The organism is Martinezella paranaensis (assembly GCF_014200235.1).
In the GTDB taxonomy this organism is placed as follows: domain Bacteria; phylum Pseudomonadota; class Alphaproteobacteria; order Rhizobiales; family Rhizobiaceae; genus Rhizobium; species Rhizobium paranaense.
The window spans coordinates 1-21610 of record NZ_JACHBI010000029.1 but is presented as its reverse complement, the minus strand read 5'-3'; the positions used below and the strand labels follow the sequence as shown (position 1 = coordinate 21610).

At 57.6% G+C, this 21610-nt stretch carries 24 protein-coding genes and 4 pseudogenes; 12 read left to right on the top strand and 16 right to left on the bottom strand.

What is annotated here, in order from left to right:
- Positions 1 to 476: 476 nt before the first annotated feature.
- From GGD50_RS31875 to GGD50_RS31865, 3 genes are all read left to right on the top strand, one after another.
- Positions 477 to 1274, top strand: a complete 798-nt coding sequence (locus tag GGD50_RS31875; RefSeq protein WP_183941209.1) for an SMP-30/gluconolactonase/LRE family protein — start codon at positions 477 to 479, stop codon at positions 1272 to 1274.
- Between the two features lie 56 nt (positions 1275 to 1330).
- Complete coding sequence (locus GGD50_RS33455; protein WP_331371182.1) at positions 1331 to 1849, top strand: alpha/beta fold hydrolase; 519 nt, start codon at positions 1331 to 1333, stop codon at positions 1847 to 1849.
- Positions 1850 to 2310: 461 nt separating this feature from the next.
- Positions 2311 to 2820 (top strand): SRPBCC family protein, encoded by a 510-nt coding sequence (locus GGD50_RS31865; RefSeq protein WP_183941207.1) that lies wholly within the window; start codon positions 2311 to 2313, stop codon positions 2818 to 2820.
- Positions 2821 to 2968: 148 nt separating this feature from the next.
- On the opposite strand, the gene GGD50_RS33630 is transcribed toward GGD50_RS31865, so the two are convergent.
- The 8 genes and pseudogenes from GGD50_RS33630 to GGD50_RS31830 form a co-directional block, all read right to left on the bottom strand.
- Complete coding sequence (locus GGD50_RS33630; RefSeq protein ID WP_183941211.1) at positions 2969 to 3367, bottom strand: helix-turn-helix domain-containing protein; 399 nt, start codon at positions 3365 to 3367, stop codon at positions 2969 to 2971.
- A 111-nt stretch (positions 3368 to 3478) separates the two neighbouring features.
- Positions 3479 to 3631 (bottom strand): annotated as a pseudogene (locus tag GGD50_RS33625) (IS256 family transposase); the annotation flags it as partial.
- 196 nt (positions 3632 to 3827) lie between these two features.
- Positions 3828 to 4112 (bottom strand): MurR/RpiR family transcriptional regulator, encoded by a 285-nt coding sequence (locus tag GGD50_RS31855; RefSeq protein WP_183941205.1) that lies wholly within the window; start codon positions 4110 to 4112, stop codon positions 3828 to 3830.
- Positions 4113 to 4226: 114 nt separating this feature from the next.
- Positions 4227 to 5219 (bottom strand): inositol 2-dehydrogenase, encoded by a 993-nt coding sequence (iolG, locus tag GGD50_RS31850; RefSeq protein WP_183941203.1) that lies wholly within the window; start codon positions 5217 to 5219, stop codon positions 4227 to 4229.
- A 41-nt stretch (positions 5220 to 5260) separates the two neighbouring features.
- Positions 5261 to 6064, bottom strand: coding sequence for a TIM barrel protein (locus GGD50_RS31845; RefSeq protein ID WP_183941201.1), 804 nt, complete (start codon positions 6062 to 6064; stop codon positions 5261 to 5263).
- A 73-nt stretch (positions 6065 to 6137) separates the two neighbouring features.
- Positions 6138 to 6932, bottom strand: a complete 795-nt coding sequence (locus GGD50_RS31840; protein ID WP_183941199.1) for an ATP-binding cassette domain-containing protein — start codon at positions 6930 to 6932, stop codon at positions 6138 to 6140.
- A gap of 2 nt (positions 6933 to 6934) precedes the next feature.
- On the bottom strand, positions 6935 to 8056 hold the full coding sequence (locus GGD50_RS31835; protein WP_183941197.1) for an ABC transporter permease: 1122 nt from the start codon (positions 8054 to 8056) through the stop codon (positions 6935 to 6937).
- A 126-nt stretch (positions 8057 to 8182) separates the two neighbouring features.
- Entirely contained in the window at positions 8183 to 9130 is a 948-nt protein-coding gene (locus GGD50_RS31830; RefSeq protein ID WP_183941195.1) for a sugar ABC transporter substrate-binding protein, read from the bottom strand.
- A gap of 171 nt (positions 9131 to 9301) precedes the next feature.
- On the opposite strand from GGD50_RS31830, the gene GGD50_RS31825 reads away from it, so the two are divergent.
- The 3 genes and pseudogenes from GGD50_RS31825 to GGD50_RS31815 all read left to right on the top strand — a co-directional run.
- Positions 9302 to 10297: a LacI family DNA-binding transcriptional regulator gene (locus GGD50_RS31825; RefSeq protein WP_183941193.1), complete on the top strand. Its 996-nt coding sequence runs from the start codon at positions 9302 to 9304 to the stop codon at positions 10295 to 10297.
- Between the two features lie 36 nt (positions 10298 to 10333).
- Positions 10334 to 10732 (top strand): annotated as a pseudogene (locus GGD50_RS31820) (ATP dependent DNA ligase); the annotation flags it as partial.
- 9 nt (positions 10733 to 10741) lie between these two features.
- Positions 10742 to 11032 (top strand): annotated as a pseudogene (locus GGD50_RS31815) (DinB/UmuC family translesion DNA polymerase); the annotation flags it as partial.
- Here the strand turns inward: GGD50_RS31815 and GGD50_RS31810 are convergent.
- Positions 11029 to 11526 carry an SOS response-associated peptidase family protein gene (locus GGD50_RS31810; RefSeq protein ID WP_183941191.1) on the bottom strand — a complete coding sequence of 166 codons (498 nt, stop codon included), beginning with the start codon at positions 11524 to 11526 and terminating at the stop codon, positions 11029 to 11031. The pseudogene GGD50_RS31815 and the gene GGD50_RS31810 overlap by 4 nt on opposite strands.
- 56 nt (positions 11527 to 11582) lie before the next feature.
- On the opposite strand from GGD50_RS31810, the gene GGD50_RS31805 reads away from it, so the two are divergent.
- The 5 genes from GGD50_RS31805 to GGD50_RS31785 all read left to right on the top strand — a co-directional run bounded on the left by GGD50_RS31805 (position 11583) and on the right by GGD50_RS31785 (position 15323).
- Entirely contained in the window at positions 11583 to 12173 is a 591-nt protein-coding gene (locus GGD50_RS31805) for an SOS response-associated peptidase (RefSeq protein ID WP_183941189.1), read from the top strand.
- A 160-nt stretch (positions 12174 to 12333) separates the two neighbouring features.
- Positions 12334 to 13350: a S1/P1 nuclease gene (locus GGD50_RS31800; protein WP_183941187.1), complete on the top strand. Its 1017-nt coding sequence runs from the start codon at positions 12334 to 12336 to the stop codon at positions 13348 to 13350.
- 63 nt (positions 13351 to 13413) lie between these two features.
- Complete coding sequence (locus GGD50_RS31795) at positions 13414 to 14007, top strand: hypothetical protein (RefSeq protein ID WP_183941185.1); 594 nt, start codon at positions 13414 to 13416, stop codon at positions 14005 to 14007.
- 451 nt (positions 14008 to 14458) lie between these two features.
- The gene (locus tag GGD50_RS31790; RefSeq protein ID WP_145637071.1) at positions 14459 to 14755 is read left to right on the top strand and encodes a hypothetical protein; all 297 of its coding nucleotides are present in this window, start codon (positions 14459 to 14461) and stop codon (positions 14753 to 14755) included.
- Complete coding sequence (locus GGD50_RS31785) at positions 14745 to 15323, top strand: type II toxin-antitoxin system VapC family toxin (RefSeq protein WP_183941183.1); 579 nt, start codon at positions 14745 to 14747, stop codon at positions 15321 to 15323. Before GGD50_RS31790 ends, GGD50_RS31785 begins: the two co-directional genes overlap by 11 nt.
- 90 nt (positions 15324 to 15413) lie before the next feature.
- Here the strand turns inward: GGD50_RS31785 and GGD50_RS31780 are convergent.
- Positions 15414 to 15727, bottom strand: a pseudogene (locus GGD50_RS31780) (chloride channel protein); the annotation flags it as partial.
- 153 nt (positions 15728 to 15880) lie between these two features.
- Here GGD50_RS31780 and GGD50_RS31775 point away from each other — a divergent pair.
- A complete protein-coding gene (locus GGD50_RS31775) occupies positions 15881 to 16042 on the top strand; it encodes a hypothetical protein (RefSeq protein WP_183941181.1) in 162 nt (53 codons plus the stop codon).
- A 196-nt stretch (positions 16043 to 16238) separates the two neighbouring features.
- Here the strand turns inward: GGD50_RS31775 and GGD50_RS31770 are convergent, their stop codons facing one another.
- The 6 genes from GGD50_RS31770 to GGD50_RS31750 all read right to left on the bottom strand — a co-directional run.
- Complete coding sequence (locus GGD50_RS31770) at positions 16239 to 17333, bottom strand: PAS domain S-box protein (protein WP_183941179.1); 1095 nt, start codon at positions 17331 to 17333, stop codon at positions 16239 to 16241.
- Positions 17334 to 17777: 444 nt separating this feature from the next.
- Positions 17778 to 18182 (bottom strand): divalent metal cation transporter, encoded by a 405-nt coding sequence (locus tag GGD50_RS31765; RefSeq protein ID WP_183941178.1) that lies wholly within the window; start codon positions 18180 to 18182, stop codon positions 17778 to 17780.
- Positions 18183 to 18546: 364 nt separating this feature from the next.
- Positions 18547 to 19047 carry a YciE/YciF ferroxidase family protein gene (locus GGD50_RS31760; RefSeq protein ID WP_183941176.1) on the bottom strand — a complete coding sequence of 167 codons (501 nt, stop codon included), beginning with the start codon at positions 19045 to 19047 and terminating at the stop codon, positions 18547 to 18549.
- Between the two features lie 126 nt (positions 19048 to 19173).
- Positions 19174 to 19347, bottom strand: coding sequence for a hypothetical protein (locus tag GGD50_RS31755; protein ID WP_183941174.1), 174 nt, complete (start codon positions 19345 to 19347; stop codon positions 19174 to 19176).
- Positions 19348 to 19415: 68 nt separating this feature from the next.
- Positions 19416 to 19895 (bottom strand): hypothetical protein, encoded by a 480-nt coding sequence (locus tag GGD50_RS33660; protein WP_442967430.1) that lies wholly within the window; start codon positions 19893 to 19895, stop codon positions 19416 to 19418.
- A 609-nt stretch (positions 19896 to 20504) separates the two neighbouring features.
- Positions 20505 to 21610, bottom strand: a 1106-nt coding sequence (locus tag GGD50_RS31750; protein WP_183941172.1) for an NRAMP family divalent metal transporter, incomplete at its 5' end; no start/stop codon positions are given.

Sequence of the window (21610 nt, the reverse complement as noted above, 5' to 3'; positions counted from 1 at the left end):
GGATGGCGGCCTCGTCAATCACACCGCGATTCTATAGGCTTCAAACCAAAAGGGAATCCCGGCGCCGCAAAAAATCCAAAGCTGCGATTCCTTTAGTTATCAACAGTTCCTTAATTTGAGATTACGTCCTGGCATCTGGTGCGAACGGTTCTCTTGCGAGACTTTTATAAATCGTAAGGTTGCTGCTCATTTCGTAGTCGTTGCCGGCTCCACTTCACGCCGGCAGGTCTCACTTTAAATGCCGGATTCTGCCGGAACCGCCTAATTCTTACGTTTAAGTGCCAAACGACACCACGGGACACAAAGGACGAAAGTACTACGTTGCCGAGCTGTCCGAAGCCGGAGTACGCCACACCAGCGTTGGCGGCTATCGGCGCGGGCCGTCTTCCGCGAAAACGCAAAATTTCTTTTCGAGATTGTCGGCGCGCTCGAAAGTCGTACGTCCTCTGCAGGTGCAGCGGACCAAGGAGACGTACATGCCCGCCCATGTTTTGTTGAAGGGAAGAGGACTTGTCGAATGCCCACGTTGGCATCGAGGCGCGCTCTGGTTTGCCGATTGGACCAGTGGCGAGATCCGGGTCCTTGAAGAAGGAAACCGATCGCGGCTCGTCCTCCCGGCGCAAGCTCCACCGTTGTCATTCGATTTCGGCCCGGACAACGACCTCTTCGTGGTCCAGTCCGGTTCCTCATCGCTCATGCGTTTCGACGGAAAGGGCTTGAAAGAATACGCCACGCTATGCTCCGGCGCGTGGAACGAAATCGTCATCGACGTTGCGGGAAGGATCTACGTCAACGGACCAGCGATCATGTTGGTCCGGCCGGACGGCAGCGTTGAGAAACAGGCCGAAGGATTTCAGTTTCCAAACGGAATGGCACTATCCGCTGATGGTCACACCCTGATCTGCGCGGAAAGCTGGGGCAGGCAGCTGACCGCTTTTGATGTGGCGGCTGACGGGCGCCTTTCAAACCGGCGGATCTGGGCAGAGCTTCATGGACCGCCGGACGGGATATGTTTCGACGGCGAGGGTGCCGTCTGGTACGCGGATGTCCCTAATGCCTACTGTCGCCGGGTACGAGAAGGCGGCGACGTGCTTGACGAGGTCAAGGTAGACCGGGGTGCTTTCGCCTGCATGCTCGGCGGCGAGGATCGGTCCACCCTTTTCCTCACCACAGCACAATGGTTTGGCATGAACAAGATGAGCGAGATGGCCGGCACCGGCCAAATCGTTTCCGTCGACGTGAGCGTTGCCGGGGCCGGCTGGCCGTTCAATTGAGCTCCCGCATTCTCGCATTTGAGCGCTCGAGTGACGAACCTGCAAGGAGAAGTGAAGTGTCGAACCACAGCCGCGCGCAATCAGTTTCCCTATCAGGCGGGTGTATATTCACTACCATTGTCGGGAACGGTCCGCCGGTCCTGTTACTGCACGGCTTCCACGAAATCCACCTCATGTGGCGCGAGGTGGCTCCTCTGCTTGCCTCCGAGTTCACCGTCATCTGTGCCGACGTACGCGGATACGGCGCCAGCGCTAGTCCTACGTCCGCCCCCGATCACCTGCCCTATTCAAAACGGGTTATGGCCGCCGAGATGGTGGAGGATATGGCCAAGCTCGGCTTCAGCGAGTTTATGATCGCCGGTCACGACCGAGGGGAGCGCGTGGCTTATCGTGTGGCGCTCGATCACCCCGCGGCGATCAGAAAGCTTGCCGTTCTCGATATCGTTCCTACCGCGAATGTGTGGGATCGAGCTGGTGACCGATTTGCCCTGGCGTTGGCGGTGGCTCCTGCTTGCGCAAGCAGAACCGTTGCCGGAAAGGCTGATCGCTTGCGCACCGGGGGCTGTCGTCGATGACGCGCTCACTGGCTGGGGGTCTTGCGCCGCGGTGTTCCCGCCGGAGATCAGAGAGGCATACATGGAAGCGCTCAGGGAAGCGCTCAGAAATCCGGAACGTGTGCACGCGATCTGCGAGGAGTATCGTGCTGCAGCAGGCGTCGATCGCCAGCATGATATGCGGGACCAAATCTTCGGACACCGGATTAGTTGCCCACTCATGGCTCTTTGGAGTGGAACCGGCGCTGTGGCTACGTGGTATGCCGAGGAAGGGGGACCGTTGGTGTTATAGCGACAATTGGCGGACAAGCTCGTCGGCCATGCCATGCCTGGAGGCCACCTCTCTCCTGAAGAGTACCCCACGGAAACGGCCGAGGAGCTGGCCGAATTCTTTAGCGATGCAGCGTCTCATTCCGGTTAATCCTGTGAACCGAAACGACAATCTGAAGCGTCTGCCGAATAGAAACGGAAGGAGAGATTCGATGGGCCAACGAACAGAGAATGAAGCCACCCCCATGAACAACCGCACGACGATCGAACGGAGATCCCATTGCCAGCTCCTCGTTACGAGGACCTTCGACGGTCCGGCGCGCATCGTCTATGAGGCATGGATCAAACCCGAACTGTTCATACGGTGGTGGGCGCCGAAGTCGACGGGCGTGCCCATGCTCTCCTGCGAGATGGATGTTCGTGTCGGAGGAGGTTACAGTGTGGAGTTTGGCAGCGATGCTTCAAGCGCTACGGCGTTTTTCGGCAAGTACGTCGAGGTGATACCGAACGCCCGCCTGGTTTGGACGAATGAGGAAAGTGCGGACGCTGCGGTGACCACGGTGACATTCGAGGCAAAAGGCGACAAGACTCTGCTGGTCCTACACGAACTCTATCCCTCGAAGGAAGCTCTCGATGAAGCCTTCTCAGGGATGGAGGGCTGCATGCCCGAGCAGTTCGAACAGTTGGACGAACTGCTCCTCAGCCTGGTCGCGAGGGCGTGAGGGTCATGAAAGCGACATACAGAGTGGCCGCTGATCGAAAAAGCTGGAGACGTCGGATCGCTGGAGCTTCCTCCGCCAAACAGTATCACCATTTTGATCGACACCCTGGACCTGAAAACGTGCTTGGCGATATCCGGGCGGGCTGTGTTCATCTGTCATCTTCAGCGATTGCTCGGATAAGGCTCACCAGGCTCTTTCTGGTTTGCGCGTTTGGGATCTTCTGAAAAGATCGATTGAGGGAAACGCCCTCCGGCGTCGCCACAAAACTTGTTATGTCACCCGCGTCGGCGCCGATGTCCCCGATCACGCGTGTATCACTGAAGAAGTACGAGACATCGACCTTTAAGATATTGGCGATCTGAGCAAGGCGGCTCGCACCGATCCGGTTAGCGCCGCGTTCGTATTTTTGGACCTGCTGGAAAGATATACCTAGACCAGAGGCCAGGCCTAGTTGTGACATGCCGAGAAGTTTTCTTTGAAGTCGAAGGCGACGGCCCACCTCCAGATCGATCCCGTCTGGTTGCTTTACGGCATCGTCTCGCTTCATCGTCTCTCCCTTTCCACTGTTCACACGGGGACCGTCTTCAAAACTCCTTCCACGAGGCACCCGAAGCCGTTCGGGGTGCGGGGCTGATCGCAAGCGACGACCGTCGGCGTCCGCGCCGACTCGGGTTTGTTCAATTTGAGGTCGCAGCGGGTTCTGCTCGTCGAATTCAGCACCCGTGGCCAAAATGACCTCCAACGGTTCAGCGGCAAGGCCGATCATCTCGCGCAACAAATCCGCATCAGCGCTCTTCTCATCCGACCGCATCTGATGACGTCCTAGCGGCCACACCAACCTTTCTTTGTCTTCGGGCAGTCGTCTTTCGAGTTAGCGTGGCAACTGCGAAACCGGTAAACTGATCCATGTGAAGGTCAGAAATCGGGAACGAATTGGAACGGAAAAGCCGCGCTCATTTGTTTGCGCGAAGATGCCGAGTCCGAAGTCCGTCCGGAGATCCCGCGCGCTAATCGATTTTGGAAGATACTAGGCGCAAATTCTCCCTGATCATCGCGCGAAAGTCGCGAAATGTTCGAAACCCCATTTGGTGCGCAAGACGATGAACCGTTGTTTGAGAGACCTTGAAGTGGCGCGCGACCGCTGCGGCGCTCTCGAACGCTACGATTTCCGGCCGCTCAATCATCTGCCTGGCGAGCCGCTCGAGGGTAGTTGGAAAGGTAATTTGCCGCTTGGCGATCTTGAATTTAAGCTCCTGTATGCTCGCAGGAGGGGCTTGCTCATTTTTTAGCATTGCACGCACTCTCCAAAACGCATTGTTGGTGATTGCAATTACCGGCAATAAGCCGGAGGTCCGTGGAAAGAACAGCGATGCGGCAATGAAGCTTGGCCGCACCGCGTGCGACCGTTAGGCCACCTGAACTGGTCTGCCTGTCTGCCAGCTTACCGTTGCGGCTTCCGCCAGTTTCTGCGCCTGAAGTCCATCAGGGCCACCGGGTCTCAGTGATCGAGTACCCGTGTCGATCGCATCGATGAAAGCATTGATCTCGTTGGCGTAGGCCTGGGCGTAGCGCTCGAGAAAGAAATGTTGAACGGGATCACCGCTGACGCCGTTCGCGTTGGAAAGTTCGACGCTCGTGGCGGCGATATTCTTCGCTGCAAGCATACCGGCTGCGCCATGCACTTCGATGCGCTGGTCGTATCCATAAGTCGCCCGACGCGAATTGGTGATGACAGCAATGCGGCCCGAAGCCGTCTGCATCTGCACTGCGGCGGTATCCACGTCCCCCTCGGCGCCGATTGCCTTGTCGACGAGAGACGACCCAAGCGCGTTCACAACGACGAATTCCTCATCCATGAGAAAGCGAGCCATATCGAAGTCGTGGATCATCATGTCACGGAACAGACCGCCGGAGGACTTTACGTAGTCGGCAGGCGGCGGCGCGGGGTCCCGGCTGGTGACCGTCACGATCTCAATGGCGCCGACATCGCCACGGCGAAGGCGTGCTTCCAAACTCGCGAAGTTCGGGTCAAAGCGGCGATTAAAGCCGATCATCAAGGTCGACCTGTTTTTCTCAACGACGTCGAGGCAGGTATTGATGCGTTCGACCGAAAGTGACACCGGCTTTTCGCAAAGGATTGCCTTGCCGGCTCTCGCAGCCGCCTCGATGAGATCTGCGTGGCTCGGGGTCGGCGTCGCGATAAGGATTGCATCGACGTTCGGGGACCTGATGACGTCCTCCGCGTCGGCAACCTCGGCGCCGGTCTGCGCTGCGAGAGTCTCTGCCGATGCTCTGAAAGCGTCCGCCACATAGGCGAGCTTCGCCTTCGGGTTCGCCGCGATGGTCGCGGCATGCACCTTGCCTATCCGGCCGGCGCCGATCAATCCAAATCTGATCATCAATATTGCTCCATGATGTGTAAGCGTTGGCTATCGAATCTTCAAACCGTGAAGGCGTCACGGAAGCGGGAAAGAGCCATCTCGTCATCGCCCGAGGCCCAAGCCTCCATGCCGATCGCGCCGCGATACCCCATATCCTTGAGCGCACGGGCAACTGCCTTGTAGTTGATCTCGCCCGTCCCCGGTTCCATACGACCGGGCACATCCGCCACCTGGATTTCGCCGATATAGGGAAGAGCGCGCCGGCATAATTCGATCAGGTTTCCTTCGCCGATTTGTGCGTGATAAAGATCGAGATTGAGCCTCAATGCCGGTCGGTTCACCGACGAGACGAGCGCAAGCGTGTCTTCAGCCTTGGCAAAAGGTGTCTTGGGATGATCGACGGTTTCATTGAGGTTTTCGAGCACGAAGGTGACGCCTTCTTGTTCGCCGAGGTCGGCGATGCGGTTAAGGGTATCGCGCGCCTTGAGCCACATGGCACCCGTCACCTTGTCGGCCTTGACCACCGGAAGACCCTGGCCGTCGAGACCGGTACCATGCAGGTTGAGGCGTGGGCAGTTGATCTCCCTGGCGATCGGGATCGATTGCCTCGCAGTCCGCAGCAATTCGTCGGCGCCCTCTTCATCGGCGAGCCTGCCGGTCACGTAGCCCGTCATCGACGAGAAGACCGCTCCCGATCGCGCAAGCGCGGCGATGTCGTGTTGGGTCCAATCCCAGATTTCGGCGTGAAAGCCGAGTTCGGTGATGCGCTTCAGCCTGTCGACGACCGGAAGCGACTTGAAGACCATCTCGGCGCAGACAGCGAGCTTGAAAGGGGATGGGGTATTCGACGGATCGTCGTTCATGACCATTTCCATGTTGGATGATTGAGAATGCGGCAGCCTGCCAAAGCCAGCGGGCGCCGCGGGATAAGCGGAGCTAGATCGTGCCGCCGAGCTCTTCAGACAGTTGCTGCAACTCCTTGCCGCCCGCCATCAGGTTCTGCAGCTCATCCATCGCGATCTCGGCCTTGGCAAAGGTGCCGAGCGTCTGGCCGCGATTGAGGATGGTGAAGCGGTCCGCCACGGCATAGGCGTGGCGGACATTGTGGGTAATGAAAATGACGCCCAGCCCGTTCTGCCGGACCTGGTGGATATATTTCAGCACCATCGAGGTTTGAGCCACGCCGAGCGCTGAGGTAGGCTCATCGAGAATGAGGATCTTGGCACCGAAATAGACCGCGCGTGCAATCGCAACGCATTGGCGTTCGCCTCCAGACAGAGTGCCCACCGCCTGATTGGGATCGCGGATATCGATGCCGATCTTGCGCATCTCTTCACGCGTGACTTCGTTGCAGTGCGTGAGGTCGAAGTGACGGAAAGGGAAAATCCCTTTGCGAGGCTCCCGGCCCATGAAGAAGTTACGGGTGATCGACATCAGCGGGATCATTGCAAGATCCTGGTAGACCGTCGCGATCCCGGCATCGAGTGCGTCTCGCGGACTGCGGAAATCGACCGGCTTGCCTTCCACCCGGAACACGCCGCCGCTCGGCCGGACGACACCGGAGAGCGTCTTGATCAGAGTGGATTTGCCCGCTCCATTGTCGCCGAGGAGACAAAGCACCTCGCCGGCCGAAACTTGCATCGACACGCCGTTGAGAGCGATCACGGAGCCGTAGTGCTTGACAATGTCGGTCACTTCGATGATCGGCGTTCGGTTATTGACGTCTGGCATGATCAGCGCTCCCCGGTAACCTTGCGGCGGATAAAATTGTTGAAGAGGACAGCCAGCAGCAGCATCGAGCCGAGGAAGACCTGGAACCAGTCTGAGTCGAACTTTGTATAGGTCAGGCCGATGGAAACCGAGCCGAAGATGATCGCGCCGAAGAAGGCGCCGATCGCCGAACCATAGCCACCTGTGAGTAGGCACCCGCCAATGACGGCGGCGATGATCGCCTCGAACTCTTTCTGAAAGCCGCGTCTGGCGTCAGTCGAACCCGCATCCAGGACGGTGATGATGGCGACTAGCGCCGCGGCACACGCCGTCAACGCGAACAGCCCCGTCTTCACCCGATGGACCGGGACGCCAGAATTTCTTGCCGCATTGGGATCACCACCAGCGGCAAAGATCCAGTTGCCCATGCGAGTGCGCAGGAGGACCCAGGTCGCCGCCAATGCAAGTGCAACGAACCACAAGACCGATACCGGGATGCCCGTGACCTTCGGCAGGCCATTGGGGAACTTGTCGATCACATCGTGATCTGCAAGCCAGACGAATAGGCTCTTCAGTGCATCGCCGGAAAAGAGCCCGAGCAGCGGACTGTCCTTCACATGGTCGCCGATGCCGCGAAGCTGCGTGGAGCCGCCGGTCGCCCACTTCAGGCCGACGAGCGTCAGGCCGCGCAGGATGAAGAGAAATGCCAGCGTCACAATAAAGGATGGAAGACGCGTGTGAATGACGATCTGCCCATTGATCGCCCCCATAAACGCCGCAAAGAGCATCGTCATCACGATGGCAACCGAAAGCGGCTGACCGAAATTCGTCAGGATGACACCGAAGACCAGCCCCGCAAAGGCGACCATCGAGCCGATCGAAAGATCAAACTCGCCACCGATCATCAGAAGCGCAGCCGCGATGGCGAGAATCCCCAGCTGCGACGCCGGGGCCATGATGGTCATCACGCCTGAAAGGGAAAACATTGTTGAATCGGCGGTGAGAAAGAAAAAGAGGATGACCAGTACAAGGCCAGCTACGGCACCAAGCTCGGGCCGGCGCATCATATGCGTCAGAAAACTCACCTGTTTGACGCGCTCATCGGTCTTCGGCGCAGCCGCCGCCTTTTGCTCAAGCGAAGCCATAACTCCTCCCACGGAATTGTAATTTAGGGTAATGGCGGCGCTCGCTCGGCACCGCGCTCTGTCAGCCAAACCCCCTCCCCCGTTCAGGGGAGGAGATTCTGGGAGAATGCCTTTCGGCAATTCTGTTCAGCGAATGCCCTTGGCGGAAAGATCTACGACCTGGGCCGCCTTTTCCTTGGTGATCAGGTTCGGGCCGGATGGGACGTTACCCCCCGGGATCAGCCCGTATTTGGCGTAGTTGGCCAGGAATACGACGGGCAGATAGCCTTGAAGAAACTGCTGCTGATCGATCGCAAAGGCTGCTTTGCCAGCGGCCACGGCCTTCAGGAAATCTGCCGAAAGGTCGAAGGTCGCCACCTTGATCTTGCCGGTCATACCGACGTCCTCAACAGCCGCGAGCGACGGCTCGCCGGCGGTACCGGCGCCGAGCGCCATGATGGTATCGACGGAGGCATTCGAACTCAGCGCCGCCTTGACCTTCGCCCGGACGTCTGCGGGATCATTGCTCACTGGCAGAACCGTCACCTTGCCGCCAAAGCCGTCGGCAAAGCCCTTGCAGCGCAAATCAAGCGCGACATTGCCCACCTCCTGGTTGACGCATAGACCTTCCTTGCCGCCGAGCTCATGCAGCTTCGCACCGGCGGCCTTGCCCGCAGTGTATTCGTCCTGGCCGACATGCAGAAGTGCACCAAGCTCCTTGGATACGTCCGAGCCGGAATTGATGGAGATGACCGGTATGCCAGCGGCCACGGCCTTCTTGATGGACGGGCCGAGCGCCGAGGCGTCCGGAATGGAGACGATAAGCCCGTCAGGCTTCTGATTGATGGCAGCGTCGATGAGTTGCCCCATCGATACCATGTCAAATGTTTCCGGTGCGCGATAGTCAACGCTGACACCGACGTCCTTGGCGGCCGCGTTGACGCCGTTCTTGACCACGGACCAAAATGGGTCATTGGCCTGGCCATGGGTGACGGCGACGATGCGAATGTCCGCCGCGCTGACAATTGCCGAAGAGCACGCCAGTGCAACAACGACGGCGGCGCCTGTAAGAAGCGATTTCAAACCTAGTTTCATTTTACCCTCCCAAAAACAGTCCGCCTTATGCGGAACCTAAGATGCTACCGGTTGCACTCCTTTTGCACCCGGTAGCAAGCCTGGTAAAATTACTTTATTGTCGACAAAAATCAAGCATCCATTCCATTTTTATTTTTTATGGAATATTCATTCCATCGGGAGGAGACGAGAATGCGCAAGCGGGCAACGGCGAGAGAGGTGGCAGAAGTCGCCGGCGTATCGAAATGGACGGTGATCCGTGCATTCACACCTGGTGCTTCCATTACGGACGCCAGCCGGCAAAAGGTCCTTCAGGCAGCAGAGGCGCTGAACTATTCGCCCAATCTGCTCGCTCGCAGCCTTGCAACCAACACCACGCATCAAGTTGCCGTCTTCGTCGACGACTTTGCCAATCCGCACAAGCTCCCCGTTTTGGAGATGTTGACCGAGCGCCTGCAGGCGGAGGGGCTGTTGACCGTATTGATCAACATCAATCGAAATTTCGATCACGTTCACGCGCTGATCAATGCCGATCAACGACAGTTCGACGCCGTGATCCTGTTCGGTACCGCCTTTCGCGAGGAAACGCTGGGCGATCGCAGGCTTGGTCCAGGCCTCCCTCCAATGTTTGTCCTTGCCAGAGACAGCCAAATCCCCGGCGTACCTGCAATCGCGTGCGACACCGAACTCGCTCTCAGCGAGATCGTCGAGTATTTATTCAACAAGGGATACCGCCGTCCCGGCTTCATGATGGGAGCGAGGACCCTTTCGACAGCGCTTGGGAGGCGCCATCACTATGCAAATTTCTGGCGACAAAAGGGCGTTGAAAACGTCGTTGAATTGACCGCAGAAAGATACAGCGCGCAGGCCGGCGCGGAAGCAGCCCGGATTTATTTGAGCAGTGCTGCGCCCAGATCGCGGGTTGATGTCCTAATGTGTGAGAACGACATTCTGGCGCTTGGAGCATTGGATGTCGCCAGAAGCGACTTCGCTCTCGCCGTCCCCCAAGAGCTAGCGGTCGTCGGCTTCGATAATATCGAACTTGGCGGAGTTCCTGCCTATGGACTGACGAGCTACGAACAGCCCACCGACAAGATGATCGATGCCATTGTCGGCATGATCACAGGAGAGCGTGCATCTGAGACAATCGTCTTTCCAGGCCGATTTATTCGCAGATTATCAGCCTGAACTGCCCACACGAAATGATCATCCTTTGTTGGACTCCGCTCAGGCCGAACCGGAGATTGGGGGAAAGTCAAATGCGTGCAGAGCGAGGCCTTCTTCATTGTCGGTTATGAGATGTCGTCGGTGTTTTCCGCTGGTTTCGGCTTGTTGGTGCTCGGCGCCTATCGCGGAGCCGATCTCGTCCACGTCGGAAGTGTAGGGACGGGTTTTAAGGAAGCAGAGGCCGTTCGGCTGAGGAAGATGCTCGACAAGCTGCGCTGGAAGCGGAAGCAACCGCCCCTGCCCTATTCCGGAGGTGCTGACGTTGTCTGGGTCGAGCCGACCCTGATCGCCGAGATCGAGTTTCGGGCCTGGACGGCTGACGGCAAACTGCGACATCCGTCCTACAAGGGTCTGCGAGAACGCCAGGACAATGCCGACGTCTTTCGGCTCGACTAGCGAAATCCGCGGGATGGCCTTCAGCCGCTGATCGAGAATGAGTGGGCTTATTGCAAGGCCAATTGCACCGGCGCCAAGACGGTGACGCTCAAGGTCAAATATGCCGACTTCAATCAGATCACCCGCAGCAAGACGGTTCCCGCACCATTGCCGGCCATCGCCGACCTGGAGGAGATCATAAGCCATCTGCTCGTTCCTATCTTTCCGCCGCGAAAGGGCATTCGCCTGCTCGGTGTCTCGCTGTCGTCGCTGGAGCGGCGGAGCTCCGGAACGGAGCCGCAGCTGCGGTTGGCTCTTTAAACCGCCAGTATCGGCTGGGCAGGCGCGCCGGCATGACGCTTGACCCGGAACGTCCCCGCCGGCAGCGGCCGCAGGATTTCGTCTTCGGGGACAAGTCCGTCGAGCCAGGCCATGCGTTGGTCGCGTGTCAGCACCGCCATCTGCCGATCGTGGAACGGCGCGATATCGGCATTCGCCTCGATGGTCAGGATGGCATAGGCCTCCGGCCAATCGTCAGCCGCCGGACGCCAGATCCCGGCGAAATAAAACCAGTCGCCATTGGCGAACGAGAAGCTGAAGCTTTTGAGGCGAAACTCCGAGGCTGGGATCAGGCAGCGGTGGGTCGGAAAGGTCCGTCCTTCCGATCGGACGACGTTGACGGCGCGCGGACCGCCGTCGCGGGGACGCAGCCCCCATGGCAGCTCCACCATCTCCACATCGCCGTCATGGCGTCTTATGATGACGCGGCGCTCGTCGAGCGGGGCGTCGGACTGGAAAACCTTCGCGCTCATCATAGATAGAACATATCAGGAACGATTTTTCGAAGCAACCAACCTGTCATGGGGGACGCATGTGCAATGATTATCGGCTGATGGTGGATGCTGCTTCGATCGCGAAGGACTTCGCCGATCTGAAGATCAAAATCCGCTTTGGTGAAGGCATACCGAACCTCGAAGCGCGTGAGGACATCAAGATCACCGACCTCGGTCCGATCGTCAGGACGATTGAGGGATCCCGCGATGAGGCCGAGCTCGTGCAGCGGCGCTGGAGTTGGCCGGGACAGAATAAGCGCCCGGTCTATAATTTCCGGTCGGACGGGCGCGAGTTCACCTCCAATCGCTGCCTGATCATTGCCGATGGCTTTTACGAGTTCACCGACCCGAAGGACCTGAAAAAGAAGCGCAAGGACAAATGGCTGTTCACGAAGAAGGACGAGCCGATCTTCTGCATCGCCGGCATCTGGCGCGAAACGCCGGAGGTCGGCCAAGCATTCACCATGCTGACGATGGAACCGGGACCAGACATCGCGCCCTACCATGACCGTCAGATCGTCATCCTGGAGCGCAGCGCATGGGCCGGCTGGCTCGATCCGACGGTTTCTGCAAAGACATTGATCAAGCCGCTTGCGGCGGGCACCCTCGCTGTGGAACAGGTCGGCTAAAACGACGCCTCCCAGACCATCGCCATAAGACTCTGGCAGCGACGCGCTACGCGACCAGCGCTTGGCTTCGCATAACCGTGCCACCAGGAATTTCCTTGACGAAAATTAGAAGAGTGCGAGATGCTGCAACCTTAACGCTAGTTGGTTGGGAGGATGTGCGATGATCTTGCGAATTCTGACATGCGTTACGGTGCTGCTGATGACGACCAGCAACGGCTGGGCGTGGGGGCCGAAGGGCCATGCCTTGGTGGGTGAGATTGCCGATGGTCAGTTGAGCCCAAATGCGAAAACGCAGGTGAGCGCGATTCTTGGCTTTACCTTATCGGAAAGCGCGACCTGGTTGGATTGCGTAAAGAGCGTCTACAAAAAGCCCACTGGTGAATTTGTGTTCGAGGAAAGCACATCGCACCCGGAATGGACACGGCCGTCCTGCATCCCATTTATGGATGGCGGTCCTGAGATCGAGCGCATGCAGGACTACGTAAGCCGTAACTGGTCGAACTGTGTCTATTCGAGTGGCACGCGCGGGTGCCACGAGAGCTATCATTTTGCCGATATCGCCATACAGCGCAATGGCTATGCCGACGATCGGATCGGGGCCGCAAAACATGACATTGTCCACGCTGCCAACGCTGCAATAGCGGTGCTAAGAGGCATGCCATCACCATCTAGCTTTTCGATAAAGGACAAAAAGGAAGCCATTTTTATCCTGGCTCACCTCATTGGCGACATGCATCAGCCGTTGCATGTCGGATCGGTCTATCTCGACGCGGATGGAAAGGTGGTCGACCCTGATGCGGGAACCTATGATCCGGCCACTGAGAACCGCGGCGGCAATGATCTGGTCACGGGGGCAGGAAATCTTCACTCAGAGTGGGACTCGATACCCGATTATTCGGCGGCCCAAAAGACACAGATGGTTAGCGACGCGCGGCTCGTCCCAGTGACGGCGGGACCGGCGGACAAGTGGATAGAGGCCTGGGCATCTGAAGGGATCATGAATTCGCGTCTGATTTTCGCTGACGCCGAATATGGCGCCAAGCTGGCCACCGGCAAATGGCCGATCAGCTTCGAAGATCCCGCCCTCCACGTTCAAGATGAAAACCAGATAAAGCGCGGCCAGTTGATCAAGGCGGGGGTTCGTCTGGCGCAATTGCTCAACACGGTTTGGCCGTGAACTGGTGAGGCTGGTGGCGTGGATTGGTTGAGAAGCGATGGATTTGGCAGGAGATCTGGTTGAATGGCAACATTGTCGAGACTCGTGGCAAGCTGCTTTATCGCCATCGCCATTGCCTCGACGGCTTCGGCGAAGGCCCCTGAAGAGTTGCCCGCGATCTTGCAGAAACGGATCGCCGCTTGGCTGGGGACGCACGTCAGGGACAAGCACCATGATGGCCAGTACATGAGGCAGAACTGCACCGACGCAGACCCGAAGCAGTTTCCGGAGTGGCAGGGCCTGCCCGTCCAGGCCTGTACGCATACCGATACACAATTCCCAACAAAATACGTAACCACAACCGCATATCTGCTGTTTCCCAGCGCTGACCAACTCGGCAGTTGGATCGTCAATGGCTGCGTCGACGCCGGGAGGATCGACTTAACGACTTGTACCGGCCGCTTGGCTTCACGCATGTGGACGGCGTCGAATGGTCAGTTTCCGGTGGCCGGATACGTTGTGGAGCCTGCGCAGGAAAAGACGTGGGAGTATCCCGACGATCCCTATTGCTTTCTCTTTCCTCACGGAGTGGGCGTAACAACGGAAAGTTATCCCGAGACTACCCATGCGATAGGCAATGCCTGCGGACCTCAGCGGCGGCCTTCGAGGCGCCCGTGAAGGCGTTCTCCTACGGCAGGCCGGTATCCGCCACGCGCACGTCCTACAACGAGGCGGGGGGTGTTGCGGATGTCGGTGATGCCGAAAATCGATCACCTCAACGGGCTTCGGCGGTTGGCCAAGCGTTCCGGGACGCGTGGGGACAAAAACGTAACCTGCTTTTCCGAGCCGCCGTGTCGGAACTCAGCGTTTGCGACGGCAATATCTCAATGCTACGGCGCGCTCTTTGCCCCTAGCTCCCCGAGTTGACGCCCTGCGGCGGCGCGCCATGAGCTTCAACGCGTGACAAGAGGCGAATGCGAGGCTCCATCTGCATGCAACCAATCCATTCCCGAATCTTTCGGTTGGACAGCGATCGATAGGTATCGGTGAATCCCAACTCACCGGGCTCCATTGAATCTTGCATTGTCGTTCAACACAATCTACATTATGTTCAACACAGGAGATTGTAATGGGTGCTCAGATACGAACTGCTGCAGAAAGCGAAGCAAAAGTGGCGTTGGCCCGCAATAAGCTCGTACTCGAACAAGCAAAGGCTGTCGGCCTTCTCGGCACGGCGAAGAATACCCGTTTGTCGGGACGTGTACCGTCCGAATTGATCGAGGCGGCCAAGAAGCGCGCGCATGTCACTTCCGACACCGAACTTCTGGAACTAGCGCTTTCCCGACTTGCCCTGGAGGATGATTTCGGCGCGCGGCTGGTGGGGCGCAAGGGCAGCATCTCAGCGGATCTCGATCTTGAGGTTTGATCTCTCCGAAACGCTGCGATTACTAAAACCACAGAAGCATGTCGGGACGCTCGAGCGCAGGCTCGACGAAGACCTGTCATGGGTCGCCGACGAACCGGCAATCGGCGGACCATTGTTCCTCGACACCAGTGTCTATCTGGATGTGCTACAGGGACGCTCGCCGATTGAGGTTGATGCACTGCTGAGGTATCGCCTATGCCACCATTCCGCAATCTGCCTGTCGGAGCTGACCCATGCCTTCGGCCGGTTAGACCCCAAGCATGCCACCACCAAAGCGGTTCTCGAAACGATCGCCGAGACTGTAGACGACATCCCTGAGCACCGTCTTCATGCTCCGGATGCAGCCATGTGGGGACAGGCGGGTGTGCTGGCGGGGCTGCTGTTTCGGTTGAGCAACCTTCCCAAAAGGGAAGGGCATGAGAGGCGTTTCGTCAATGACGCCCTTGTTTTCCTACAAGCGCGGCAGCTGGGTGCGAGCGTGCTAACCGGTAATGTGCGGGATTTTGATTTCCTTTCGCAAATCATGCCAACCGGACGGGTCATTCTGTACCGGGTTATGAGCTTGTGAGCGGTGACCCAAATGTAGGGCACTACATGGCGGGAGCTCCATAATTTCTATTATCAATGACATCTTTAAATTGTGGTATGTCACACAGATTCAACCAAGAGCATTGTCGGCACCCCAAATGACAAGCTCGCGGAACTCCCCACGGCCGTGGACTTCTATGGTTCTGCGCGCCCGTATCACGGCCGCGATGAAGTTGCGCGATAGGCCAAAATAAAACGGCTGTAATCGCGACGTCACGTAACCGATCATGCACACGGCCATGACCGAGATTACAGCCTGATGGTCGTCGGTCATTTCCGGGATAATAACAAAAGCGCTCATGGGCGCCTGTACCCTCCCGCAAAATAACCCGCCATGCCGAGAATTGCTGCGAGAGCTACGCTCGTCGCAAGACGGCGGCCCAATTTTCATCAGCGAACTTCGTCGGTTAAAAGTTGTCGCTGCGAGGCACCGAATAAGGATTAAGAAGCGAGAGAACTCATTGGACCACGCAGCCCCTCCACGCCTTGGTCTGCTTCCTGAAGTTAATGCTCTTTCTGGTTTTGAGCACGGACCTGATGGCGCTCAAGCGCAAGCCCAAGAAGCCGTGCAACGATGTCAACCAGGATGCTGGGATCTTCGCTACAGGAAATCCCGAAACCGTCAAAAACAGCGTTTCGGCGATCGGCGTGCTTCCCAAGCCATATAGCGCCGCTGAGCTGGCTCAAGCGATCCGCTAGGCCAGCGCCTATCGCGCTGGGCATCCGCTCCCACGTCCGGGTAATCTTTACCTCCTCGGCTAGGTGCAGCATCGCAGCCAGGGTTGGGGCGCATCTATCTCAGCCTTGAGGTCTCGCATGTTTTGCATGATCGGGCCACGGGCAGGCAGCGACGTGCTGCACCACACAGGCTCTTTAGCTCGATCAGCGGCCGGAGTTAATCGGACGAATGTCGATACGGGATTTCAAGCAATATGCGAAGCCCGTCGGAATGCCAGTCGCGACGGATTGACCCTCTCAACGAGGAAATTGTCATGCGTTCCAGCTCAGATCCGAACCCGCCGGGGCCAATGGGAACATGTGCAGGAGGTCCACCAACTTCTGCCCACGTTAGCACGAGCTTATCGGCCTCAGCGACCTCGATCTCGACACGACCCTCGCTCACCGATAGAGAACCGTATTTTATCGCATTCGTTGCGAATTCGTGCAGAAGCAGAGCAAGCGACGTAAGCGCCGAGCTGTCCACGTGAACGTCGTGGCCTCTCAGCACGATTCGAGCGCTATCGTTATCTTGGTGAGCCGACAAGATCGCTTCGATGAGACCAAAGAGACTTGTCGAACCATGCTCGCCGGATCCGCTTTCGGACTCTTTCAGCACAAAATTCTGGGCGGCGGCCAACGCTCTAACCCGCGCGCGCAAATCGTCGGCAAAAGATGAGCCCTGAGTTTCGCTCGACCGTTCGCTAACGGAAATCAATGCGCAGACAGTGGCGAACAGATTTTTTATGCGATGGTGCATTTCCCGCAGCAATAACCGCTGCCGCTCCGCCATCCGCTTTCGTTCTGAAATATCGCGGGCGATCTTCGAAGCCCCGACAATGACGCCGTCCTTATCCCGCACAGGTGAAATCGTCAGCGAAATATCGAGCAGCGTTCCATCCTTGCGCTGCCTTATAGTCTCGAAATGTTCAATCCGTCGGCCGCCGCGAATGTGCTCGATGATCGTGTCTTCTTCATGCAGACGATCGTCTGGAATGATGATGCTGATATGACGGCCTACCGCCTCGGCGGCCGTAAAGCCGAAAAGTCGCTCGGCGCTTTTGTTCCAACTCGTAATAATCCCACTGACGGTCTTGCTTACGATCGCGTCGTCGGAGCTCTCGACAATGGCGGCGAGCCAAGCCTCAGCGGACAGGGCTGAAGTCCCGAAGTGTTCGGCCAACGTGCTGTTGATCGCCAAATCCGACGACGCTTTCTTTCGTTCGAAAGCGGTCAATGGCGAATCCCAAGGTTCAATTGTGTCCCGGGTCATATCCACGCACCTCCACCGGTAGCAGCCCTGTCTTGAAAGCCACTTGCCAAGTGCCGACCTGCTGGGATTGGAAGCAGGCTGGACTTGGGATATCGGAATAGCATTACAGCCGCCAGACTATGCGATGAAATATGAGATTTGCCAAATCCCTCCTCCAACTGGACCAACAGCATCGCTCCGTGTCCCGAAAATATGTCGCAGCACGAGCCTTTTCAAGCTGAAGCGAGAATCCAAGTTTGGTGGATGCCCGTCCAGTCGGCCCATCTGCGTCCGTCGGCAGGAGCCGTCACCAAGCAGGCGACACTAGTGCCTCGGCATTCTGCGTGTCCGAGCGTACTGCTTGGGCGGTGATCAGCCGTTCGGCAGCTTCGGTCTTACGGTTGCTAGTAAGGAGCAGTCACGGCCATGCCGATTACGGCGACGAACACGCCCAGCCCGACGCTTTCAAACCGCCATGGATGACATGTGATTGGAGGCGATCAGCATCAGGATCACCATGACGGGAACGGCGACCACGCCATTTATGACTGCACTCCAAAACAAAGCCTTCATCGGTGGGATCGGCGTGAAGTTCAAAAGCATTCCGACGATCATCGCCAGTCCGACTGTCGCGTAGAACGCCTTGGCCTCGCTCGGTTCGCGCGACAGTCCCACCTTCCAGCGTGCCGCCTCTCCGACCGCATAAGCTGCCGAACCGGCGAGAACCGGGACAGCCAAGATACCCGTTCCTATGATGCCAGTCGCGAAGATGATGATCTTGGCAAAACCTCCCGCAAGCGGCTCGATTGCTTTCGCAGCATCGACGGAGTGTTCACTTGCGTCACGATTTCCCACAGTTTTGCATTTCATCGCAGCCCTCCCTGAATGTCGATATCATAAGTTTTTTCAAAGCGTTCTCATCCACGGGATGGATCAGCCTCAGATGCAAATCTGGGTCAACGCGTTGCGAAACTGAACAGGGTGCATTCTCTCAGCCTCGAACCACGTTTGCGTGGGCTCTATTTTCCATTTTGGTCCGTATCAATGGAATTCCGGCTGCTCACCCTGAGCGTATCGATGCGAAGTTAGAGCTTCATTGCTGCGTCGGTGGGACCGGCAGGACACGCAAACAAAGGAATCTGTTTCGGCCGTGACCAATGGATCGTAAATGTGCTTTCGCTTTGAGAGCCTGAAGGTGCGTTGCCTAAGCAACGCACCAAGATAGTTTCGTGTACTAGGCTGCCTTTTTAGCCTTGGCGTTGGCGGCCGTCTCGGCAAGCTTCGTCAGCTTCTGATCGGTCGCCTTTTCTTCTTCGAGCGTTTGCTGCAGAAGCGGGACTGCTTCCTTGAGGCCAAGCTGCTTGGCCCATTCGACCAGCGTGCCGTAACGGGCGATTTCATAGTGCTCGACGGCTTGGGCCGACGAAAACAGGCCGGCATCAAGGGCTGCCGTACCCTTGAACTCCTCCATGATCTCATCCGCCTCGGCGATGATGCCCTGGATTGCCTCGCAGGTCTTGCCGCGAGCGGGCTTGCCGAGCTGTTCGAACACTTGCTCCAGCCGCTCGACATGACCCTGGGTCTCGTCGCGGTGGTGCAGAAAGCCGTCCTTGCCTTCCTGGGCCTGCGCTGCGCGGGCCATCTTCGGCAAGGCCTTCAATATCTGCTTTTCGGCATAATAGATGTCCCTGAGCGTGTCCAGGAACAGATCGTTCAATGTCTTTTCGGATGCCATTGTATTCTCCTCAGTTCTTCCGAATAGTTGCTTGCGGTGACATGCAAGCGCGACCGGGAAACGATTCGTAACGGCCGCGCTTGGGGAGCGAGGCCGGCGTGCGCCCGGCCCTTCTCCTCATGTCGGTCAACTGTTCTTATGGCTTTGCTGGCCGGCCTTTACATGCTGTTCACGCGAGGCGCCGCGAGTACCGCTGCCCAACTGCTTGTTCTGCGACGAAGCCTGCTTCGTATCGGTGTTCTTGTGGCTCTGCTGGCCAGCCTTGACATGTTGTTCGTGGGATCCACCTTGGGAAGCCATGATGTTTTCTCCTCGTTCTGGTGATTGAGACCGTTATCGGTCCCGTGGTGCGAACCGCGCTTCGATCGTTAGGTTCCCGCTCGATCTCTAAAAAACGATGTCAACGCGATGCCGAGGCGGCCATCCCGCTGGCCGCCCGCGCAACTATTGCCGCGGCAGGACAAACGCGACGATGTCATCGCTATTGCGCGATTGCAGGCCGCCATCTCCGCCGGCGGCAATAGCGACATTTTGTCTTTCATCGGACCCCAGATAGGTGAGTGGCGTGGCGTTTCCGCCGGCCGGCAAATCAAACTTCCAGAGAAGTTTCCGATCCTGCCGTCAAAAGCCCGTATGTATTGATCCGTGGTCGCGACGACAAAGATCAAACCACTTTGCGTCGCAACGCTTCCACCCATGCTGAATACGTCCGTCGGAAGTCCGGAAGGGAGCCGAAATCCAAGCGGGCCCATATCCCTTGTTGTTCCGATCGGGCGCCGCCACACGACCTTCTTCGTCAAGAGATCAATCGCCTGCAACTGCCTCCACGGAGGTCGCGTGCAGGGAATATTGAGAGCGCCGAGCCAGGCTTTGACGACAATGGAAACGGGTGTTCCTTACTCCGGATTGCTCTGAAAATAAGGCTAGGGATAAGGCTGGCTCCAGCCGCCCCATGGCGCGAACAGCCCTTTGGCGAGAGCCGAGGCATAGGCCGATATCAAGTTTGAACGAGAACTTGCGAGCAAGACGAAGGTTGGACCACAAAGTCCCATCCTTCTGAAGGAACGGAACAATGCCCGTCTTCGAAAGAGGAAAATACGGTGCGCTCGCGGCATACATCGTGCTGGCTATCCTGGTCCCGGCCATCCTGTTCGGGTGCGTGTTGATCGCGGGGGCAATAGTCTTCCACCGTCACAATGTTCAACGGCCCGGCCAGACATCGCCCCATGCTCTGGACCAGTCTCAGTCGTGACAAAAAAATCGTCTACTGGCCGTTTGATCACATGGTTGAGCCCGATACCGATTACCTCGTCCGCCATTGAGCCGAAATGCCCGTGAGTCGCAAACTTGATTGAACGGTTGCACCACAATCGACCATTTGAGGTTTCACTTGGAAGCGAGCAGTCCTCGCCTATGACTAGGCCCGAGGTCGGCCGGAAGTTTTGGTCATGCATTCGCTAGAAGAGGGCCGTCACCGCCATGCCAATCACGGCGGCGAACATGGCAAGGCAGGAGGCCCAGCCAAATACTTTCAAACCGCCGCGAATGACAAACTGCTTCATGACTTTATGGTTGGTCGCAATCAGCATCAGGAGCACCATGACGGGAACCGCGACCACGCCATTGATGACGGCGCTCCAAAACAAGGCCTTCATCGGCGGGATCGGCGTGAAGTTCAAAAGCATTCCTACGATCGTCGCCAATCCAACCGTTGCGTAAAAAGCCTTTGCCTCGCTCGGCTCGCGCGATAGCCCCACCTTCCAGCGTGCCGCCTCTCCGACCGCATAAGCTGCCGAACCGGCGAGAACCGGGACAGCCAATAGACCCGTTCCGATGATGCCGGTCGCGAAGATGATCTTGGCAAAACTTCCCGCGAGCGGCTCGATAGCTTTCGCTGCATCGACCGAGTTCTCGATATTCGTTACACCGGCCTTGTGGAGCGTCGCGGCGGTGGTCGTGATAATCGCAAGCGCGACGATGTTGGACGCAGCCATGCCGATGAACGTATCCAGCGTGATGCGTTCGTTCGCGCGCTTCGCTTCCTGGGGATGCTTGACAAGTGCTTCCTGACGCGGCTTTTCCTTCAGATCTTCGGCCTCCTGCGAGGCCTGCCAGAAGAAAAGATAGGGGCTGATGGTGGTCCCAAAGATCGCCACGATCATCGACCAGTAGTTTGGGTCCGCCTTAAGCGTTGGCAGCAGAAGTCCACGAGAGAAATTCGACCAGTCAACGTGTATTACGAACAAGGTTGCGATATAGGAAAGCAGCGCTAGGCTCAGCCATTTCAGCACCGCGACATAGCGCTTGTACTTCAAAAGCACCTGCAGCAGGATGCAGATCACACCGAAGACAGCGACATAGATTAGCGAATTGCCGTTGACGAGCAGATGCGCCGCATCTCCCATCGCTCCCAGATCTGCACCAAGATTGATGACATTCGCAAGCAGCAGCGGAATTGTGATGCTAACACGTACGCATTCGGCGAGTACCGCATTAATTTCGTATTTGCACGTGATAAGCTCTCGCAATGGATATCGACGAAGACAAGATCGACGATGCGGTG

What these genes read in the sequence shown, in the direction of transcription:
- GGD50_RS31875 (WP_183941209.1), top strand. Translation starts at nt 477, where the DNA reads ATGCCCGCCCATGTTTTGTTGAAGGGAAGAGGACTTGTCGAATGCCCA.
- GGD50_RS31865 (WP_183941207.1), top strand. Translation starts at nt 2,311, where the DNA reads ATGGGCCAACGAACAGAGAATGAAGCCACCCCCATGAACAACCGCACG.
- GGD50_RS33630 (WP_183941211.1), bottom strand. Translation starts at nt 3,367, where the DNA reads ATGAAGCGAGACGATGCCGTAAAGCAACCAGACGGGATCGATCTGGAG.
- GGD50_RS31855 (WP_183941205.1), bottom strand. Translation starts at nt 4,112, where the DNA reads ATGCTAAAAAATGAGCAAGCCCCTCCTGCGAGCATACAGGAGCTTAAA.
- iolG (WP_183941203.1), bottom strand. Translation starts at nt 5,219, where the DNA reads ATGATCAGATTTGGATTGATCGGCGCCGGCCGGATAGGCAAGGTGCAT.
- GGD50_RS31845 (WP_183941201.1), bottom strand. Translation starts at nt 6,064, where the DNA reads ATGAACGACGATCCGTCGAATACCCCATCCCCTTTCAAGCTCGCTGTC.
- GGD50_RS31840 (WP_183941199.1), bottom strand. Translation starts at nt 6,932, where the DNA reads ATGCCAGACGTCAATAACCGAACGCCGATCATCGAAGTGACCGACATT.
- GGD50_RS31835 (WP_183941197.1), bottom strand. Translation starts at nt 8,056, where the DNA reads ATGGCTTCGCTTGAGCAAAAGGCGGCGGCTGCGCCGAAGACCGATGAG.
- GGD50_RS31830 (WP_183941195.1), bottom strand. Translation starts at nt 9,130, where the DNA reads ATGAAACTAGGTTTGAAATCGCTTCTTACAGGCGCCGCCGTCGTTGTT.
- GGD50_RS31825 (WP_183941193.1), top strand. Translation starts at nt 9,302, where the DNA reads ATGCGCAAGCGGGCAACGGCGAGAGAGGTGGCAGAAGTCGCCGGCGTA.
- GGD50_RS31810 (WP_183941191.1), bottom strand. Translation starts at nt 11,526, where the DNA reads ATGATGAGCGCGAAGGTTTTCCAGTCCGACGCCCCGCTCGACGAGCGC.
- GGD50_RS31805 (WP_183941189.1), top strand. Translation starts at nt 11,583, where the DNA reads ATGTGCAATGATTATCGGCTGATGGTGGATGCTGCTTCGATCGCGAAG.
- GGD50_RS31800 (WP_183941187.1), top strand. Translation starts at nt 12,334, where the DNA reads ATGATCTTGCGAATTCTGACATGCGTTACGGTGCTGCTGATGACGACC.
- GGD50_RS31795 (WP_183941185.1), top strand. Translation starts at nt 13,414, where the DNA reads ATGGCAACATTGTCGAGACTCGTGGCAAGCTGCTTTATCGCCATCGCC.
- GGD50_RS31790 (WP_145637071.1), top strand. Translation starts at nt 14,459, where the DNA reads ATGGGTGCTCAGATACGAACTGCTGCAGAAAGCGAAGCAAAAGTGGCG.
- GGD50_RS31775 (WP_183941181.1), top strand. Translation starts at nt 15,881, where the DNA reads ATGGCGCTCAAGCGCAAGCCCAAGAAGCCGTGCAACGATGTCAACCAG.
- GGD50_RS31770 (WP_183941179.1), bottom strand. Translation starts at nt 17,333, where the DNA reads ATGACCCGGGACACAATTGAACCTTGGGATTCGCCATTGACCGCTTTC.
- GGD50_RS31765 (WP_183941178.1), bottom strand. Translation starts at nt 18,182, where the DNA reads ATGAAATGCAAAACTGTGGGAAATCGTGACGCAAGTGAACACTCCGTC.
- GGD50_RS31760 (WP_183941176.1), bottom strand. Translation starts at nt 19,047, where the DNA reads ATGGCATCCGAAAAGACATTGAACGATCTGTTCCTGGACACGCTCAGG.
- GGD50_RS31755 (WP_183941174.1), bottom strand. Translation starts at nt 19,347, where the DNA reads ATGGCTTCCCAAGGTGGATCCCACGAACAACATGTCAAGGCTGGCCAG.